The sequence below is a fragment of the Flavivirga sp. 57AJ16 genome (genome assembly GCF_028736925.1).
In the GTDB taxonomy this organism is placed as follows: Bacteria; Bacteroidota; Bacteroidia; order Flavobacteriales; family Flavobacteriaceae; genus Flavivirga.
The window spans coordinates 252,240-272,664 of sequence record NZ_JAQZAT010000004.1 but is presented as its reverse complement, the minus strand read 5'-3'; the positions used below and the strand labels follow the sequence as shown (position 1 = coordinate 272,664).

10 protein-coding genes and 1 tRNA gene are annotated in these 20,425 nt (G+C 36.0%); 8 read left to right on the top strand and 3 right to left on the bottom strand.

Features of this window, described 5'->3' with window-relative positions:
* Positions 1–6 precede the first annotated feature (6 nt).
* Positions 7–3,321, bottom strand: a complete 3,315-nt coding sequence (locus tag PQO00_RS06310; protein ID WP_274183982.1) for a DUF2723 domain-containing protein — start codon at positions 3,319–3,321, stop codon at positions 7–9.
* Between the two features lie 237 nt (positions 3,322–3,558).
* Between PQO00_RS06310 and PQO00_RS06305 the strand changes: the two genes are divergently transcribed.
* The 3 genes from PQO00_RS06305 (at position 3,559) to PQO00_RS06295 (ending at position 7,804) form a co-directional block, all read left to right on the top strand.
* Positions 3,559–3,631 (top strand) — tRNA-Gln (locus tag PQO00_RS06305).
* 189 nt (positions 3,632–3,820) lie between these two features.
* On the top strand, positions 3,821–4,177 hold the full coding sequence (locus PQO00_RS06300; protein WP_274183981.1) for a transposase: 357 nt from the start codon (positions 3,821–3,823) through the stop codon (positions 4,175–4,177).
* Between the two features lie 570 nt (positions 4,178–4,747).
* Entirely contained in the window at positions 4,748–7,804 is a 3,057-nt protein-coding gene (locus PQO00_RS06295) for an esterase-like activity of phytase family protein (protein ID WP_274183980.1), read from the top strand.
* A gap of 536 nt (positions 7,805–8,340) precedes the next feature.
* Here the strand turns inward: PQO00_RS06295 and PQO00_RS06290 are convergent.
* Positions 8,341–9,165: a universal stress protein gene (locus tag PQO00_RS06290; RefSeq protein ID WP_274183979.1), complete on the bottom strand. Its 825-nt coding sequence runs from the start codon at positions 9,163–9,165 to the stop codon at positions 8,341–8,343.
* A gap of 134 nt (positions 9,166–9,299) precedes the next feature.
* On the opposite strand from PQO00_RS06290, the gene rimP reads away from it, so the two are divergent.
* From rimP to infB, 3 genes are all read left to right on the top strand, one after another.
* A complete protein-coding gene (gene rimP / locus PQO00_RS06285) occupies positions 9,300–9,761 on the top strand; it encodes a ribosome assembly cofactor RimP (RefSeq protein WP_274183978.1) in 462 nt (153 codons plus the stop codon).
* A gap of 12 nt (positions 9,762–9,773) precedes the next feature.
* Positions 9,774–11,006 carry a transcription termination factor NusA gene (gene nusA / locus PQO00_RS06280; protein ID WP_274183977.1) on the top strand — a complete coding sequence of 411 codons (1,233 nt, stop codon included), beginning with the start codon at positions 9,774–9,776 and terminating at the stop codon, positions 11,004–11,006.
* 217 nt (positions 11,007–11,223) lie between these two features.
* On the top strand, positions 11,224–14,013 hold the full coding sequence (gene infB, locus PQO00_RS06275; RefSeq protein WP_274183976.1) for a translation initiation factor IF-2: 2,790 nt from the start codon (positions 11,224–11,226) through the stop codon (positions 14,011–14,013).
* A gap of 1,131 nt (positions 14,014–15,144) precedes the next feature.
* On the opposite strand, the gene PQO00_RS06270 is transcribed toward infB, so the two are convergent.
* Positions 15,145–15,543: an SPOR domain-containing protein gene (locus PQO00_RS06270; protein WP_274183975.1), complete on the bottom strand. Its 399-nt coding sequence runs from the start codon at positions 15,541–15,543 to the stop codon at positions 15,145–15,147.
* A gap of 216 nt (positions 15,544–15,759) precedes the next feature.
* Between PQO00_RS06270 and PQO00_RS06265 the strand changes: the two genes are divergently transcribed.
* Together PQO00_RS06265 and PQO00_RS06260 are read left to right on the top strand one after the other, a co-directional pair.
* Positions 15,760–17,058: a c-type cytochrome gene (locus PQO00_RS06265; protein ID WP_274184001.1), complete on the top strand. Its 1,299-nt coding sequence runs from the start codon at positions 15,760–15,762 to the stop codon at positions 17,056–17,058.
* Between the two features lie 230 nt (positions 17,059–17,288).
* The gene (locus PQO00_RS06260; RefSeq protein WP_274183974.1) at positions 17,289–20,408 is read left to right on the top strand and encodes a TAT-variant-translocated molybdopterin oxidoreductase; all 3,120 of its coding nucleotides are present in this window, start codon (positions 17,289–17,291) and stop codon (positions 20,406–20,408) included.
* Positions 20,409–20,425 lie beyond the last annotated feature (17 nt).

The window sequence follows — 20,425 nt, the reverse complement described above, 5'->3', positions numbered from 1 at the left end:
ACCGGATTAATTAGTACTATCTATTGGTACGATACTATCTGTAGACGGTATATCTTTTTCAACTTTCGGCACTATTTCTTCTTCTGGCTCATCACCGTAAAAATGTTTAAATGACCTTAAGTGGTTGTTAAATATATCGCCTTCTGTTTGAGCAAATTCTATGTCATATTCTATTAAAACATCTACCAATCCTTTATAGCGTTGAATGTCTGTGTAAATATCTTCAAATAGACGCTCTTGATTATCGGTTTTTAAACTGCTATAGTAGCTTAGGTTCTCCTGATACTTTTTAGCAACGTCCTTAAACAAACGTTGTGCCTTTTCTTTGTTTCCAACTTCGTAATAAGCACTAATATAAGGCTCTAAAAGTGTGTAGTACCCAAAATATTCAACGGGCATGTTTTTCATGGCTATATCTGCTATTTCTTCTGCCTTATCCAGTTTTTCTTCATTGATTAATGTTTCAATCAACCTAGCTAAGTTACCTCTATAGGTTATGGAGTTTTTACGGGTTTCAACATCATGGTAAATATCCGGGCTTCCGCTATTGCCCCAGTCCCATTTTTTAACTTTTTCATACATAAGATCGGCATCTACACGGCCCATATCAAAAGGGTTGGCCCTATCTACAGGTGTTTTAATGGGAACTAGTTTATAGCACATACCGTCTAGCTGTAGATAATCTTTCATCCAGAGATAGTCATCGTCACCAAAGCTCCCGCCTGTAAAATAGATTGGGCGCTTCCATTCGTTATTGGCAACAATGTCGAGCATGAGCAGTCTGTTTTTATAAAGTGCCCCTCCTTTGATATTTATATCAATATAGGGTACTATTTTGTCTGCATCTTCGGGTTTTACAATCCCAGAACTTAAAGTATTCTCTTTATTTACGGGAATCCTTAAAAACTCAGTGGGTAAATAGGTGGCATTTAAATCTTGACTCCTTACTTGGTTGAGGTCAACATTTTGCTGCTGCAATACATACCTGTATTTTGTTTTTGGATTATTACTTGCGACAAAATCCAAAAATTGCTTGACTTCTAAAGTGTCTTTAATAATATCTGGCTGTATAACTATATAATCGTTAGTGCCATATTTGTATAGATCGTGGGTTAATTGAGATGGTATAGGGTCACTTTCATAGGCTTTACGTTTCATTTGGTCTATATACCAATCGGTTTGGAATAAACTGGTGTTAACAACGCGGACATCGGTTCTGTATCCTTCAATTTCCTGGGCATACCAAAGCGCAAAAGTATCATTATCACCAATAGTAAATAAAATACCATTTTCGGCACAAGAGTCTAAATACTTTTTTGCCATGGCTCTGGCAGTGTATTTATTTGATCTATCATGATCATCCCAATTGTTGGCAGCTAAAATACCGGGAACCAATATTAAACAAGCTACTGTAATGATTGGTGCCGATAATTTTTCTGGTAGGTGTTTCCTTAAGCCATCAAAAAGGGCATAGGCCCCAAAACCAATCCAAAGCGCAAACACATAAAAAGAACCTACAACCGAGTAGTCGCGTTCGCGAGGTTCAAATGGACGTACGTTGGTGTACACTTGAATGGCAATTCCTGTAAAAAGGAAAAAAACGAGCATGGTCCAAAACAGTTTTTTATCCTTATTGAATAAAAAGAAAAACCCAAGAACCCCTAACAGAAAAGGTAATAAATAATAGGTGTTTCTCGCTTTATTGTTTTTAATATCACTTGGTAAATTGTCCTGTGAGAAACCTAAAAGTAGTTCGTCTAAAGGCTTTATACCGGTTATCCAATTGCCATGATTATCATAACGTCCTTGAATATCGTCTTGTCTTCCCGAAAAGTTCCACATAAAATAACGCCAGTACATATAGCCCAATTGATACTCAAGCATGTAAGCAATATTGCTTCCCAATGAAGGTTTTTCAATGTCTATATAGCTTTTAAATCGCTTTAGGAAATTGTTATAGTCCTCATAGTCTACATGGCCTTGGGCAACATCATTTTTGAAATTAGTAACAGTCGTTCGTAATTGATTTTCCATTTGATATTCCGGTTTTAACTTAAAGTTTAAAAAACCGGAAAACATCATGTAGTTTTCAGCATGTTCGGGACTCCACATACGAGGAAGAATGGAGGCGTGTTTTGAGTTATAATTTTGCTTCGCATTTTTATAATCGTTTACAATAACGTATTCGCCTTTTTCTTCATCTTTTTCATATTTAGGCTTGTCATCTACATAAGGATTATTTTCATCCAAATAGGCGTATTGATCTGTAAACTGGGGACCATAAAACAAATGTGTTTCAGGATATTGTTCTAAGTTATAATAAGCCAGTAATTCTCTGGCGCTCGATGGGTTGTTTTCATTAATGACCACATTGGCATTAGCACGAATAGGAAGCATGAGCCAAGTAGAAAACCCGATAATGACAAAGGTTAAACATAGAATGCTGGTATTTAAATGAACAAAGTTTTTTTGTCTGGTGTAACGCAATGCATAGTATATGACAGCCACCAATAGAACACCAGCAATAATAGACCCCGAATTAAAAGGCAGCCCAATCGTATTCACAAAAAAGATTTCGAAAGCACTAAAGATTTTAAGAATATTTGGTGCTAAAAGTTTGAAAATGAATAGTAAAATAGCAACAGAAACAACATTGGCAATAATGAAGTTTTTAACCGTAATGGTTTTATAATTTTTAAAATAATAAACCAGACCAATGGCAGGGATAGTCAATAGCCCCATAAAGTGAACTCCGAAAGATAACCCAATAACAAATGCAATTAAAATAAGCCATCGATTACCACGGGGTTTATCCATGTCCTGTTCCCAACGCAAACCTAACCAAAATAAAACAGCCATAATTAAGGTAGCCATGGCATATACTTCGGTTTCAACGGCATTAAACCAAAAAGAATCTGTAAAAGAAAAAGCTAAACTACCAACCAGACCGCTTCCAAGAATGGCCATAGATTGACTTTTAGTAAGATCTTCATGATTACCAACAAGTTTTTTAAGTAATAAGGTAATCGTCCAAAACATAAATAAAATAGTAAATGCACTGGAAACGGCACTCATCATATTCATTACCCAACCAATTTGAGAAGGCTCTAAAGCAAAAATTGAGAAAAAAGCACCAAACATTTGAAATAAAGGCGCTCCTGGTGGGTGTCCAACCTGTAATTTAGATGATGTTAAAATATATTCGCCCGCATCCCAAAAGCTTACGGTAGGCTCAACTGTTAAAGTATAAGTGATAAGAGCTATTAAAAAAGATAACCAACCTAAAAGAGTATTCCATTTTTTAAAGTTGAAATGTGCCATGTATATTGATGTTTGTTTGCTTTGGCGAATTTAATAATAAATATGAAACGAGACATAACTATTTAGTTAGTCTTAACATATGTGAATGACATCGAATAGTAAGATGTAAAAACAAGAATAACGAATCGATAATATCCCCGTGTTTTTTAAAGGAAACGTTAAAGTATTCAAAATTATTTTCAAAAAATACTTGTACAAATAAAACTTTGTACTAAATTTGCACGCTCAATAACACATTGGCCCATGGTGTAACTGGCAACACGTTGGTTTTTGGTACCAAAGAGTCTAGGTTCGAGCCCTAGTGGGCCAACATTAATTGAAACCCTGATTATGAAAATAGTCGGGGTTTTCTTTTTAGCAATAAGTTTAAAAGGGCGAGAAGTTTATACTGAGCGTAGCCGAAGTGAGCCCTAGTGGGCCAACATTAATTGAAACCGGATCAACACAAAAAGTTGTGGAGTAGCATAAAAAGTTTAAACTTTGCTTATTAAAAAACTCTATGCTTACCCCTGATTTATTTGCTATTGTCAAACTATTGCTTCCAGAAGTTTTAATCTCTCATTTTGAATTGACCAAACATAAAATAGATGGAGAAGAATTGCATTTTTATTTCACAGAACTCAGCAATATACCTGAAGGATTTAAAGGTATTAAGCTAAGTTCTAAAGGTTTCTTTCCAGAAGCAACGGTTCAAGACTTCCCAATACGAGGAAAGAATGTATATCTGCACATCACTAGACGAAGATGGCACAATCAAACTACCAATAAAGTCATTACCAGAGACTGGGATTTAGTAGCAAAAGGGACTAGAACAACTAGTGAGTTTGCTACTTTTTTAAAAGAAGTCTATAAGTAATAACGCTTCTAGCACAGCAGTAGTCGCTAATTTCTACGGAGTAAACCCCTGCTGGTGCTAGTATGTCCCCACAAGAGTGAACGCTACCGCTAGGATTTCCTAGTGGCGTTCTGAGTCAGCAGGCAAGAGTAAGAAAAAACAAATAAAAAGCCATTTTAAAAAAGAGTGTTTTTTTACTTATAATTATATTTTTTATTTACAAATAGTTAAATTTTATAGTTAAGATTGATACAGGTTTTTCTTATTCGTGCCGCCACTAGGAAATCCTAGCGGTAACCGTTACTTTGACAAACTAGAATGAGCTGGGCGTAGCCGAAGTAAGCCCTAGTGGGCCAACATTAATTGTGAAATCCTGCTCATTAATTTGATTGGGATTTTTTTATAAATATCGAAGAGCGATGAGTTTGTGAGCATTACAGAGTCTTAATAAAAGCTTAACATTATTAATATATTAGGTAGCAATAATTAAATATTAAGAGCAGATATTTTACATCATGATAACTATTGGGTAATATTTAAAGCACTTTAAAATCATTTCTTTAAAGAATTAATTAATCTTAATTAAAAGAAATGAAAAAAATTACTCTTATCGCTAGTTTTCTAACACTCTTTTTTACAACCGTTAAAGGTCAAAACCCCCTTCAACACTTAGCTACTTATAATACAAATGAGGAAGGTTCTGCCGAAACGGTGGCTCATGATGTAACAAATCAGCAAGCTTTTTTTACAAATTCGGCAACCAATAGTTTTACAATTGTAGATATTAGTACCCCAGCGACTCCAACTTTGGTTAATACAGTAGATTTATCAACCTATGGGGCTGGACCTAATTCCATTGCAATAAAAGGAAATATTGTTGCTATAGCTGTAGAAGCGAGCCCAAAACAAGACCCTGGGAAAATAGTATTTTTTGATCTAGACGGTATTTACGTAGGTGAGATCGCTGTAGGGGCACTGCCGGATATGATCACATTTACACCAGATGGAACCAAGCTTTTAGTGGCTAATGAAGGGGAGCCGTCGGACGATTACACGAACGACCCCGAAGGAACTATCGATGTTATAGATTTAAGTGGCGGTGTTGCGTCTGCAACAACAACGTCAATTAATTTTAATAGTTATAATGATAAAAAGGCATCACTTCAAAATAAGGGCATTCGTATTTTTGGAAACGGCGGAACTGCCAGTGTGTCCCAAGATCTTGAACCGGAATTTATAACTGTAATAGAAGATGGTGCTAAGGCCTATGTTAATTGCCAGGAAAATAACGCCTTGGTTATTTTGGATTTGACCAATAATACGATTTTGGATATTTTACCTTTAGGATATAAAAACCACTTATTGGGAACACCGACCGTTACAAGTTATGTTATTAATGAATTAGAAACTAACTGGCCATCATTGGGAACCCCGGTTTACGATGGAGGTCAACCCCCAGTGATGCTTGGTGGGTTTTCAGGACTGTTTTACGACGCAGCAAATTCTACTGCGACTGAGTATGTTTTTTATGCCGTTCCAGATAGAGGCCCCAATGGAGATGCCGTTGGTAAAGCGGATGTAACCCCTGCCACATTACAAAATTTAAGACCGTTTAAATTGCCCGATTATCAAGGCAGAATAGCCAAATTTACATTAAACAAAACAACTGGTGAAGTTGCTTTAGATGATCAGATTCTATTAACCAGAAAAGATGGTACCACACCCATAACAGGAAAAGGCAACATCCCAGGGTTTGATGAGGTTCCTGTAACCTATACAGATGCCGCTACTGCTTATGCCAATGCCGATTATGTTGATGGTGCTTCAGAAGAATACCATGAATTACCTTATGATGAATATGGTGGCGATTTTGAAGGCGTTTTAAGGGACAAGGATGGTAATTTTTGGATGTGCGATGAGTACAGGCCGGCCATATACAAGTTCGATAATACAGGAAAATTAATAGAACGTTATGTGCCATCTGGAACATCCATGTTAGGAACAACACCCCAGCCAGTAGGAACGTATGGCGCTGAAACCCTACCCGAGGTTTACTCTAAAAGAAGAGCCAACAGAGGTTTTGAAGCCATAGCTTATGATGATGTGAATCATACTATATACGCATTCATTCAATCACCATTATACAACCCTTCCAGTGTTACCAAAAACAATTCAGATGTTATTAGAATTTTAGGAATTAACTGTGCTACTGGAATTCCTGTTGAAGAGTACGTGTACTTGTTAGAAAGAAATAAAGATGCTGGCTATGCATCATCTAGAGTCGATAAAATAGGGGATGCTGTTTATACGGAAAATGGTAAGTTTTTGGTGATAGAAAGAGATTCGGAAGGACCAACCATATCGACAGGAAAGAAATATGTTTTTGAGATTGATATCAACTATGCGACAAATATTTTAATGACGGATTTTGGAGCAACTGTAGGAAAGGAATTAGAGGAGATGTCGGCCGATGAAATAGCAGATGAGGGCATTTATCCAGTTCATAAAACAAAGGTTTTCAATTTGCCATCCATTGGTTACCAAGGATCTGATAAAGCTGAAGGTATTGCACTATTGCCAAACAATGAAATAGCGGTAATAAACGATAACGATTTTGGTTTGGCAGGCGCAGGCATTACAGATGCCAGTGTACTCGGGATTATTTCTTTTGCAAACGATTATGGATTTGATGCCTCTAATAAAGATAATGTTATTAATATCACACAACATCCTACTTTAGGCATGTTTATGCCAGATGCCATGGCATCATATCAAGTGGGTGGCGTTAATTATATAGTCACTGCAAACGAAGGCGATGCCAGGGATTATGACGGATACTCAGAAGAAGAGCGTGTAAAGGATTTAACATTAAATTCAGCATATTATCCAAATGCAGCAACGCTTCAAACAGACGCAGATCTAGGGAGGTTAAAAACGACGACCGCTACAGGCGATTATAATAATGACGGAACTATTGAACAAATTTATTCCTACGGAGCAAGATCGTTTTCGATTTTTGATGAGTATGGTAACTTGGTATTTGATAGTGCAGACGAATTTGAACAAAAAATAGCCTCGGAAGAACCTGCCTTGTTTAACGAAGATGAAGAGGAGTTAGATGGTAGATCCGATGATAAAGGAGGAGAACCAGAAGCAGTGGCTATTGGCACTATTGAAGGTAAAACCTATGCTTTTATTGGTTTAGAAAGACAAAGTGCCATATTAATGTACGATATCACAGATCCAACAGATGTGGAGTTTATTACCTATTATAAAGGGAATAGAACCTCCGGGGATATTGCTCCAGAAATTATAAAATTTGTTTCTGCGGCAGATAGTCCAAATTCCAAAAATCTACTTTTAGTAGGTTATGAAGTTAGTGGATCGCTAGGGATTATTCAAATCGATAATCAAGCATTAAGTATCAGTGAAGTAGTCGCGAAAAATGATTTTAGAATATATCCTAACCCTGTGGTTAATACAGATTTGAAGTTTAATAAAATATTGTCTGGGATTATTTATAATGTGAACGGACAGGAGGTAAAAAGATTTGAAAAGGACACTTTTTTAAATGTATCTCAACTAACATCTGGGATCTATATTATAAAAACAAAAGAGCACGGTGTTAAGCGTTTTGTTAAATTATAAATTCATTCTCAAGAAGTAAATAAAAAGGAATGTCTGGTTGAGCGCAGTTGAGGCCTTCTTCTTTGGGAGAGGTCGTTCTCAGCTGTGCTCGAACGGATATTTAGACTTTACATATCTTCATTCTATAACAGTAAATCCAAGCAGTTAATAGTACTATATCTTAAAAGTAATCACAGGGCCCCTGACGGTGCTAGTATGCCCCTGCAAGAGTGAACGCTACCGCTAGGATTTCCTAGTGGCGTTCTGAGTCAGCAGGCAAGAGTAAGAAAAAACAAATAAAAAGCCATTTTAAAAAAGAGTATTTTTTTACTTATAATTATATTTTTTATTTACAAATAGTTAAATTTTATAGTTAAGATTGGTGCAGGTTTTTCTTACTCGTGCCGCCACTAGGAAATCCTAGCGGTAACCGTTACTTTGACAAACTAGAACGAGCTGGGTTTATTACAGATTTTAAAGAACAGATAATAAAAAGTTCAAAGCACTATTGGAAAAATACAAATCATTACATAATTACCTGGACTGACTACATATATCTATATCTTAAAAGTAATCACAGGACGTTTGGCATGATTTACCAAATCCTCACTAATACTGCCATTAAAGAAATGGGAAATACCCTGTCTTCCGTGGGTGCTCATACCAATTAAATCGGCGTTTATAGATTGGGAAAAATTCATGATGCCTTTTTCAATACTAAGGTCATTGTAAACATTAATCGTGTAATTTGAGAAATCAAAAGCTTCAACAAACTTTTGCATTCTGTTTTCCGATTTTGCAGAAGTAATAAATTTATTGGGGGTATTTACCATAAGCAAATGTATCTTGGCTTTTAATACGTTAGCAAAATCAATAGCTTTCTCATAGGTAGCCTTGCTTTCGTCTTTAAAATCCGATGCGAATACAAAATCGTTAACTTTAAAATCTTTGTGTTCATTTTTCACCACTAAAACAGGTGTTTCGGATGTGCGAACTACTTTTTCGGTATTACTGCCAATAAGCATTTCCTTTAAACCACTCGCTCCATTCGAGCCCATAATCACTAGATCGATATCATGCTTTTTACAAATATGAAAAATACCTTTAAAAATTTCTTGAAACTCAACATGTTCATGAATTATTAAACCTTCCAAATAATCTTTGGTTTTTAATTCTTGAAATTGTTTACGCGCTAATTTCATAAAATAAATAGCTTCAGGTAAATTGCTGTAAGAGCTCATGGGGTCGATCTCGTGCAGCGGTATTTCGAGTATATGCAATAAATAAATTTCGCAATTGTATTTCTTTGCTAATTGGGCTGCCACTTTTAAAGCATTTTCGGCTTGAGTTGAAAAGTCAGTAGGAACAAGTATTTTTCTCATAATATTGAAAGTAAGTTATACCTAAATTTATGAAATATTCCTTTAAAAATCAATAAAATATTATATATTTGCACCGTTGAAAGGCGAAATTTAAGAAATGAGGGGACGGAGAGTCCCCTCTTTTTATACTGAAAATGTTTAAAACTACTGTTACAGATTTACTGGAAGCTGCGTTAATTGAAAGACCAGATTTATTTCTCATAGATTTTTCTATTCAAGGAGATAATCAAATTAAAATAGTCGTAGATGGCGATAATGGTGTTTTAGTTGAAGATTGCATGTTTATTAGCAGAGCCATTGAACATAACTTGGATAGAGAAGAACAGGATTTTTCTTTGGAAGTGATGTCTGCAGGAGCGACATCGCCCTTAGTTCACAAAAGACAGTATAAAAAGAATTTAAATAGAGTGCTTCATGTGAAGACGGTTTCTGATAAATTAGAAGGAACGCTTACAGAAGCAACAGATAGTAACATTAGATTAGAGTGGAAAGTTAGAGAGCCAAAACCAGTAGGGAAAGGTAAGGTGACTGTAAAAAAAGAAGCGAACATCGCTTACGAAAATATTGTAGAAGCAAAAGTTATGATTAAATTTTAATTCAAAAGAGTTATGGAAAATATCGCGTTAATTGAATCTTTTTCAGAATTCAAGGATGATAAGCTTATTGACAGAGTAACGTTAATGGCAATTTTAGAAGATGTATTTAGAAGTGCCTTAAAAAAGAAGTATGGTGATGATGATAATTTTGATATTATTGTAAATCCTGATAAAGGAGATTTAGAAATATGGAGAAATAGAGTGGTAGTTGCAGATGGTGAAGTAGAAGAACCCAATCAAGAAATTTCTTTATCTGAGGCACGAAAAATTGAACCGGATTTTGAAGTAGGAGAAGATGTATCTGAAGAAGTGAAGCTTATCGATTTAGGAAGAAGAGCTATTTTGGCATTACGTCAAAATCTAATTTCTAAAATTCATGAACATGATAATACCATAATTTATAAGCAATTTAAAGATTTAATAGGAGAGATATATACAGCAGAGGTACACCACATTCGTCATAGAGCGGTTATTCTGTTAGATGATGAAGGTAACGAAATTGTATTGCCAAAAGACAGGCAAATACCTTCAGACTTCTTTAGAAAAGGGGATAATGTAAGGGGGGTTATTGATTCCGTTGAGCTTAAAGGCGCTAAACCAACGATCATAATGTCCAGAAGTTCTCCTGCATTTTTAGAGAAGTTGTTTGAACAAGAAATTCCAGAGGTTTTTGATGGATTGATTACCATTAAAAATGTCGTGAGGATTCCAGGAGAAAAAGCAAAGGTAGCGGTAGACTCTTATGATGATAGAATAGATCCTGTTGGTGCTTGTGTTGGTATGAAAGGTTCAAGGATTCATGGGATTGTTCGTGAATTAGGTAATGAAAATATAGATGTCATTAATTACACTAATAATTTACAACTATACATTACAAGAGCATTAAGTCCTGCAAGGGTCACTTCAATTAAATTAAATGAAGAGTCAAAAAGGGCAGAAGTCATTTTAAAACCAGAAGAAGTAAGTAAGGCCATTGGTAGAGGCGGACATAATATTCGTTTGGCAGGGCAGCTCACAGGTTATGAAATCGATGTGTTTAGAGAAGGCGCTGAAGAGGATGTGGAATTAAGAGAGTTTTCTGATGAAATAGAAGGATGGATTATCGAAGAATTTAGTAAAGCAGGACTAGATACTGCTAAAAGTATTTTAGAGCAAGAAGTCGGTGATTTAGTAAAAAGAACAGACTTAGAAGAAGAGACAATTAATGACGTTATTAGGATTTTAAAAGAAGAATTCGAAGAATAATATCAATTATTGATCGAATATACTGTAGAAGAAAATAACCAGATCCGTTGCAGAACGGGATGATTTTTTTCTTTGTATAAAAAAAATAAAAATCAAGTATAGCAATAGTTACGGTTTGTTTTTATTTTGAAATAGAAAGGAAAAAAGGACATTTTATTGCTGCAAATTCTATTATTAATTGATATAAATATATATTTGAGTATTTTAAAGGCGATTTATGGCTGAGACAATTAGATTAAATAAAGTATTACGCGAGCTTAACATCTCTTTAGATCGTGCCGTAGAATTTTTAGATTCTAAAGGCATTGAAATAGAGAAACGACCCACTACGAAAATTTCAGAAGAAGTATACACTGTTCTTTCTAATGAATTTCAGACAGATGCTAATAAAAAAGTAGCATCCAAAGAGGTAGGAGAAGCTAAAATAAAAGAGAAAGAAGTGTTGCGCGAGCAACGCGAGCGTGAACTTGAAGAAAAGCAAAAAGCGATAGCCAAAAAAGAAAGAATAGTTAAAGCAGCTGCGGCTCTTTCAGGTCCTAAGCAAGTCGGGAAAATTGACTTAGAGCCCAAAAAGAAGAAAACGGAGGCCGTTTCTGAAAAAACGGAAAAAGCGGAAGATGTTAAAGTTGATACTGCTAAAGAAGAAATTAAAGAAGAACCTGTTAAAAAAGAGGTTAAAAAAGCTGAAGCCGTTAAAGAAGCCACGAAAGAAGAAACCGTAAAACCTGTTGAGGTTAAACCTGTTGCAGAGGAGAAAGTTGAAGAAAAGCCGAAGAAGGAGATTCTAAACGAAGACGGGGAAGTTATTCCAGATGAAAAGGTAGCAACGCAGTATAAGAAACTTACAGGTCCAAAAATAGCAGGGGATAAAATTGATTTATCTCAATTTAATAAACCAAAGAAAAAGAAAGAAGAAAAGAAGTCGCCAGCAGGAGAAGCAGGAGCGGCCAACAAGAAAAAACGTAGACGTATTAGTAAAGTTGGTGGACCTCAAGCAGGAAAAGGCCAAGGCAATAACAGGCAAGGAGGAAAATCTGGAGGAAACGATAGGTTTAAAGGAAAGCAAGGTCAAGGCCGTCGCAATATTGTTAAGGAAGAGCCTAGTGAAGAAGATGTAAAAAAACAAGTACGTGAAACACTTGAAAAACTTCAGGGGAAATCTTCAAAAGGTAAAGGTGCAAAATATAGAAGAGATAAAAGAGACCAACATAGAGAACAGACAGAGATAGATCAACAAATAGAAGCGGCAGAAAGCAAGATCCTTAAAGTTACAGAATTTGTTACGGCAAGTGAAGTAGCCACAATGATGGATGTGTCTGTAACTCAAATTATTTCGGCATGTATGTCATTAGGTATGATGGTAACAATGAATCAGCGTTTAGACGCAGAAACATTGTCTATCGTGGCCGAAGAGTTTGGTTACCAGGTGGAATTTGTAACTGCAGATATTGAAGAATCTATTGAAGAAGTTGTAGATAATGAAGAGGATTTAAAGACACGTGCGCCTATTGTAACGGTGATGGGTCACGTAGACCATGGTAAAACATCACTTCTGGATTATATCCGTAAAGAAAATGTAATTGCTGGTGAATCGGGAGGTATTACACAGCATATCGGCGCTTATGGTGTAGAGCTGGAAGGCGGACAGAAAATCGCCTTTTTAGATACACCAGGCCACGAGGCCTTTACAGCGATGCGTGCACGTGGTGCTCAAGTTACAGATATTGCTATTATTGTAGCGGCTGCAGATGATGACATCATGCCACAAACCAAAGAAGCTATATCGCATGCTCAAGCAGCAGGGGTTCCTATTGTTTTTGCAATTAATAAAATTGATAAACCAGACGCCAATCCAGATAAGATAAAAGAAGGATTAGCGCAAATGAACCTTCTAGTTGAAGATTGGGGCGGAAAAATTCAGTCTCATGATATTTCGGCTAAAGTAGGTACCGGTGTAAAAGAATTGCTGGAAAAAGTACTGCTAGAAGCGGAATTATTAGAGCTTAAAGCAAATCCGGACAAGCAAGCAGTTGGTACAGTTGTAGAAGCATTCTTGGATAAAGGTCGAGGTTATGTATCTACTATTTTAGTACAAGCAGGAACATTACGAGTGGGCGATTATGTACTGGCAGGTCAGCACAGTGGTAAAGTTAAAGCCATGCATGATGAACGAGGGAACGATGTTGAAGCAGCAGGGCCCTCCACACCTGTTTCTATTCTTGGTTTAGATGGTGCGCCTCAAGCTGGTGATAAATTTAATGTATTTGCAGACGAACGTGAAGCAAAACAAATTGCATCAAAAAGAGCACAATTGCAACGTGAACAATCTGTACGAACACAGCGACATATTACGTTGGATGAGATAGGTCGCCGTATAGCACTTGGTGATTTCCAAGAATTGAATATCATTCTTAAAGGTGATGTGGATGGTTCTGTTGAAGCATTAACAGATTCATTCCAAAAATTATCCACAGAAGAGATTCAAGTTAATATCTTACATAAAGGTGTTGGAGCCATTACCGAAAGTGATGTGCTATTAGCATCTGCGTCCGATGCCATTATTGTTGGGTTTAACGTGCGTCCAGTTGGAAATGCTAGAATGATAGCAGATAAAGAAGAAATCGATATTAGAACATATTCTATTATTTACGATGCCATTAATGATCTTAAGGACGCGATGGAAGGGATGTTATCTCCAGAGCTTAAAGAGGAAATTACGGGAACTGCCGAAATTAGGGAAATATTTAAAGTATCCAAAGTTGGAACTATAGCCGGTTGTATGGTAACTAACGGAAAAATACTTAGATCATCGAGCGTTCGTTTAATTAGAGATGGAGTGGTTGTTTACACAGGCGAATTGGCGTCGTTAAAACGATTTAAAGACGATGCTAAAGAAGTAACGAAAGGTTACGATTGTGGTATGCAAGTTAAAAACTATAACGATATTAAAGAAGGCGATATCATTGAAGCCTTCCATGAAGTTGAGGTTAAAAAGAAACTGAAATAAAGTCCATAAAATGGATAAAATGATAAAAGCGATTCATTCTTGAATCGCTTTTTTTATTAGTGAAATGCTGTTTTTAAAAGCTGCAAAGCAATGTATTCAAAACAGATAGTTGAACTAATCCCATCTTTTAAGCGGTATTGTTAATATCTTTCCTTTTGAAGCATAGGTGAAAAAGGGCAAATTTTAGCGCGTCATTTTAAGTTAGAAACGGTATGGCTTAATCTTTTAATCACTTCAACGTTTAAATGAGTTCGTAATGCGTATTTTGAAAGTCTTTTTTTTTCTTTAATTTTAAAAAACTCTAACCGATCTAACCAATCCGTCTAATTAAATGAGATTTTTTAAAGAAAAAGACAAAAAAAGTAATGATTATTTAAATAAATACATAGAAATAGTTAAAACAGTGCTAGCTATGCTTTTTGCAGTCGGGATATTATATGCTGCTTATATTATGTATAATTGGGTAGTGATTGAATTGAACCTGTTTTAATACAGGTTCTAAATATGAACATATCCATCCTATTTTGTACAACATGAGTCTGAAATTAAGATTCATTAAATAAGGGATCCTTTGATTTTTTATAATGAACTCATCTTGACTTTTACTATTTCCTAAAATCTGCCTGCCGGTAGGCAGGAATGGCTAATATTCGCCCATATTTCGTTACTTTTCTTAACCGTAGCGATGCTATGCCTTTCAAAAAGTGCCTCATCTGGACAAATATTATCTCATTTTAGTTCACTTAACTCTTATTATCATAAATCGGAGTTCATGAATCTTCGATTTCGGTAAAACACAAAAAGCCAAGATGAGTTCAATAAGATAATCTTTATGAAATGTGATTTTATCCTTATATAGTAATAGTATCGCATTGTTTTCTTTATTAAGGGCAAATCTGTAAGGTTTATTAAGGGCCCTCTTTTTAAAAGCAAAAACACCTGTAGGATAGGATGGTAAAAGAACCCCAAGATTTCAACGGGATATATGTATTGAAGCGTGAGAATAAACCAAAAAACCTAAAAGGCTCAGATTTTAGGAAACAATGGCATTTATACAAGGCCTATATTCGATTACCATATCTAGGCGTTAAATGTATCATAGCGTTATCAGAGTATTTTCCCGTCAAGATATTAGTTTTTCTTTTTTATAGGTTTAAATATAAAAGCATGAGGAAATTTTTTCTTCACTTTTTTTAATGCCCTGTCAGCTTCTAAACGTGTCCTAAAATTTCCAACCCAGGTTTTAAAATTTGGCGGCTCATATTGAATGGTAGGATTCCAGGTAGCAAATGTATTACGAAACTCTTTTTGAGCATTTTGAGAACCAGCACGATTGCCAGAGTAGATTTGTATTTTATATCTACTGGGGTCGTCCTCATTTTTATTCATTTCTTTTTTAAGATCTAATAAAACAGTTATGTTTTTGTCTTGGTTTACAATAACATTGCCTTCTTGAGCTGAACAATAAGACGAAGTAATTGCAAAACAAATAATGCTTAAAAAATTAATTTTTAGATTGAATGGCTTCATAATTTCAAATGTATTTATGCAAATGTATATGTTATAAACTTAATTATAGTTCTTTTTATTATTTAGAATTTTTCTAAATTAGCAATTAACAGTTCTGTAACATTTCTAAAATCGACTTTAAGTATTACTTTTGCCTGAGATTTTACAACTGTGTTTTTTTTCACTTATTATATGAAAAAATCATACCAAAGTTTAGAAGTTAATTTAACCAACAATATGGAAAAGGTGATTCACCGTAAATTAGGGAAAAACATTCTTCGTTTAGGCTTAATTATTTTATTAGCGTTTACAACGGCTCTTTCGGCTCAGGAAGGAGATCCAGCAAAAGGAAAATCTTTGTTTAATGCCAATTGTGCTGCTTGTCATCAATTAGATAAAAAAATGACAGGCCCAGCTTTGCGTCATGTAGAGCAACGGTTGTCTGACAATGAGGGACTGGATAGAGATTGGATTCATGCTTGGATACGTAATAGTGCAGGTGTTATTAAATCAGGTGACGCTTACGCAAACAAGATTTATAACGAGTTTGGAGGTGCAGCAATGACTGCTTTTCCGCAATTGTCAGATGAAGATTTAAACAATATCCTTGCGTATACTGCCGAAGAAAAAGCAGCACCCGCTGCTGCGACAGCAAGTGCAGGATCTGCAACTGCTACATCTAGCGAAGGAGGTATCTCAAATGAACTTATTTTAGGTGCTTTAGCTATTCTGTTTATACTGTTGGCCACGGGCTTATATATAGTAAATAAAACATTGCGACGTTTTGCTTTAGTGCAAAATATAGAGTTGCCTAAGGCAACTCAAAGAACGCCATTGTGGAAAGCTTTTATTAAGAATCAATTCTTAATGTTGGTTACAGCAATATTCTTTTTGTTAGCTAGTGCGTATTTTGTTTTTGGATACTTGATGCAAATAGGTGTAGATCAAGGTTACGAACCAGTACAACCAATACATTACTCGCACAGAATTCATGCAGGAGATAACGGCATCGATTGTAAATATTGTCATTCTTCAGCAAGAGTAAGTAAAACATCAGGTATTCCTTCATTAAATGTATGTATGAACTGTCATAAATCTATTTACGAAGTAGCTCCGGAAACGTTAGCAGAAGGAAAGAAAATAGGGGTAGACTATAATGCCGAGATTCAAAAATTATATGCAGCTGCAGGATGGGATGATGCAGAACAGAAATATACGGGTAACTCTCAGCCAGTGAAATGGGTGCGTATTCACAACTTGCCGGATTTTGTGTATTTTAACCACTCGCAACACGTTACTGTTGCAGGTGTTGAATGTCAGACATGCCACGGGCCTGTTGAAGAAATGGAAGTGATGTATCAACATGCACCATTAACAATGGGTTGGTGTATAGAATGTCACAGAACAACAAATGTAAATGTTAAAGACAATGCCTACTACACCAAAATACATGAAGAGTTATCTAAGAAATATGGTGTAGATAAATTGACAGCTGCTCAAATGGGTGGATTGGAATGTGGTAAATGTCACTACTAAAAACTAGTTTTTAGTATTTCCGAGAAGTCGGAAATCTCTTAAAAAAGGGATTTAAACTTTTAAAAATAAATAAGAAGCAATTATATATTTCGATATATAATTTAGAGTAAATGTAAATATTAAATAGATCAATTTTTTAGAATTACGATTGACGAATTTACGATTGACGAAGTTTGAAAATCCGTAAATTAAAATCGTAAATCAAAAATCAAAAATCGTAAATAAACAATATGTCATCAAACAAGAAATACTGGAAAAGTGTTGAAGAGCTGAACGAGAATAGCTCTATTGTTGAGACGCTAAAACAAAACGAGTTTGTAGAAGAAATTCCTACTGATGAATTTTTAGGTAATAAAGAGACATTAGAGGAAACATCTACAACGCGTCGCGATTTCTTAAAATATGTAGGTTTTAGTACCGCAGCAGCTTCGTTAGCGGCTTGTGAAGGTCCTGTTAAAAAATCTATCCCTTATGTTGTGCAACCAACAGAAATTATTCCTGGCGTTGCTAACTATTATGCAACTACCATTGCAGATGGGTTTGATTTTGCGAGTGTTTTAGTTAAAACCAGAGAAGGTCGTCCAATTAAAATTGAAAACAATACTTTGGCAGCTACCAATGGTAGCGCGAATGCTAGGGTGAACGCTTCGGTTTTAGGTTTGTATGACAGTTTAAGAATCCAAGGGCCTAAAAAAGCAGGCGCGTCTATTTCCTGGAATACCTTTAACGCTGAGACGACAGGGGAATTAACAAATATTGCTGCTGCCAATAAGGATATTGTGTTGTTAACACAAACATACGCCAGTCCATCGACAAGCAAGTTGATTTCAGAATTCAAGGAGAAATATGGTAATGTTCGTCATGTCGTTTACGATGCTGTTTCAGAGTCGACCGCATTGGATGCTTACCAGACTAAATATGGAGAACGCGGATTGGCAAATTACGATTTCTCTAAGGCCATGACGATTGTGTCTGTTGGTGCTGATTTCTTAGGAGATTGGCAAGGCGGTGGATTTGATTCTGGTTATTCTAAGAATAGAGTGCCAGATCATGGCAAGATGTCGCGCCACGTACAGTTTGAGTCCAATATGTCTTTAACTGGCGCTAACGCAGACAAACGTGTGCCATTAACACCAACACAACAAAAATTAGTTTTAGCTAAACTATATAGTTTAGTTACTGGAAACAATGTTTCAGTAAAAGGACTTTCTGAAAAAGTAGAAGCCGCTGTAAAAAGTGCTGCGTCACAACTTAAAAAAGCAGGAAGCAATGGTGTTGTGGTTACAGGAATTCAAGATGTAAATGCGCAAACAGTTGCTTTAGAAATAAATGAAGTTTTAGCTAGTAAAGCATTCGATCCTAAAACACCTATAAAAACCAGACAAGGTAGTGATAAAGCCGTTGCTGGTTTAATTGCAGATATGAAAGCAGGTAAAGTTGGAGCCATCATTATGAGTGGTGTAAATCCAATGTATACCCTCTCTAATGCATCCGAATTTGAAGAAGGTTTAAAGAAAACACAATTATCAATTGCGTTTTCAATGAAGGTCGATGAAACATCTTCTAAAGTACAATATATAGCAGCTGCACCCCACTACTTAGAATCTTGGGGAGATGTAGAGCTTAAAAAAGGGCATTACGCGTTAACGCAACCAACAATTCGTCCTTTATTCGATACAAAACAATTTCAGGACGCTTTATTAAAATGGACAGAAAATAATATTTCTTATCACGACTATATTAAAGAGGCTTGGGGAACAGATATTTTAGGAGGCAGCTCATTCAACAAAGCATTACACGATGGTGTTTTTGTGGGAGCTATAGCTACCGAAGTAGAAGATACAGCAGATGATGCTACGAATGTTGAGGAAGAAGATGGGGAAACTGCCCAAAAGGCGTCGGGAAATGCTGTACAAGCACTTGTAGCGTCTGCAAAAAATAAAGACCTGGAATTAACATTATATACCAAAGTAGGTATGGGAGACGGGCAACAAGCCAACAACCCATGGTTACAAGAGTTTCCAGATCCAATTACAAGAACATCTTGGGATAATTATTTAACTATTTCAAAAGCAGATGCTGCAGCATTGGGTATTACTAATGAACATGTGGCCAATGGCGCATTAAATAGTAATTATGCTAAAATTACTGTTAATGGTGTATCCATTAAGGTGCCAGCCATTATTCAACCAGGGCAAGCAAAAGGGTCTGTTGGTTTGGCGCTTGGATATGGTAAAACTTTAGGTTTAAAAACAGAAATGCAGACAGGTGTTAATGCCTATGCATTATATCAAGATTTCAATAATGTCCAAGAGGTTACGCTTGAAGCTGTTGGAGGCGTGCATGAGTTTGCTTGTGTGCAATTGCACAACACATTGATGGGACGTGGCGATATCATTAAAGAAACAACTTTAGAGATATTCAATACTAAAGATAAAAAACACTGGAATGCCGTTCCAGTAGTATCTTTAAATCACCAAGAAACTCCAGTAACATCGCCAGAGGTCGATTTATGGGATGAATTTGATCGTTCTATCGGGCACCATTTCAACTTATCGATCGATTTAAATGCCTGTACAGGATGTGGGGCTTGTGTGATAGCATGCCATGCAGAAAATAATGTGCCAGTAGTTGGTAAAACAGAAGTGCGTCGTAGCCGTGATATGCATTGGTTACGTATTGATAGATACTATTCATCAGAAGAATCATTTGAAGGTGATAACGCTAAGAAAGATGATATATCTGGATTAGGAAGTTCATTAAGTGAATTTGGTGAAATGGAAAATGCTTCCGAGAATCCTCAAGTAGCATTCCAACCAGTCATGTGTCAACACTGTAATCACGCACCTTGTGAAACCGTATGCCCAGTGGCAGCAACATCACATGGTCGCCAAGGTCAGAACCATATGGCCTATAACCGTTGCGTAGGTACTAGATACTGTGCAAACAACTGTCCTTATAAAGTACGTCGTTTCAACTGGTTCTTATACAATGGGAATGATGAGTTCGATTATCATATGAATGATGATCTGGGACGTATGGTATTAAACCCAGATGTCGTTGTACGTTCTCGTGGTGTGATGGAAAAATGTTCTATGTGCATTCAAATGACACAAAAGACCATTCTTGATGCAAAACGCGACGGACGCGAAATTAAAGATGGTGAATTCCAAACAGCTTGTTCTGCAGCATGTAGTAGTGGTGCTATGACGTTTGGAGACATCAATGATAAAGAAAGCAAAGTTTCAGAACTTTTAAAAGATAACCGTATGTATCACTTGTTAGAGCATGTAGGCACGAAACCTAATGTACAGTATCAAACAAAAGTGAGAAATACAACAGAAGCATAAATCTAATTAAAGAATCA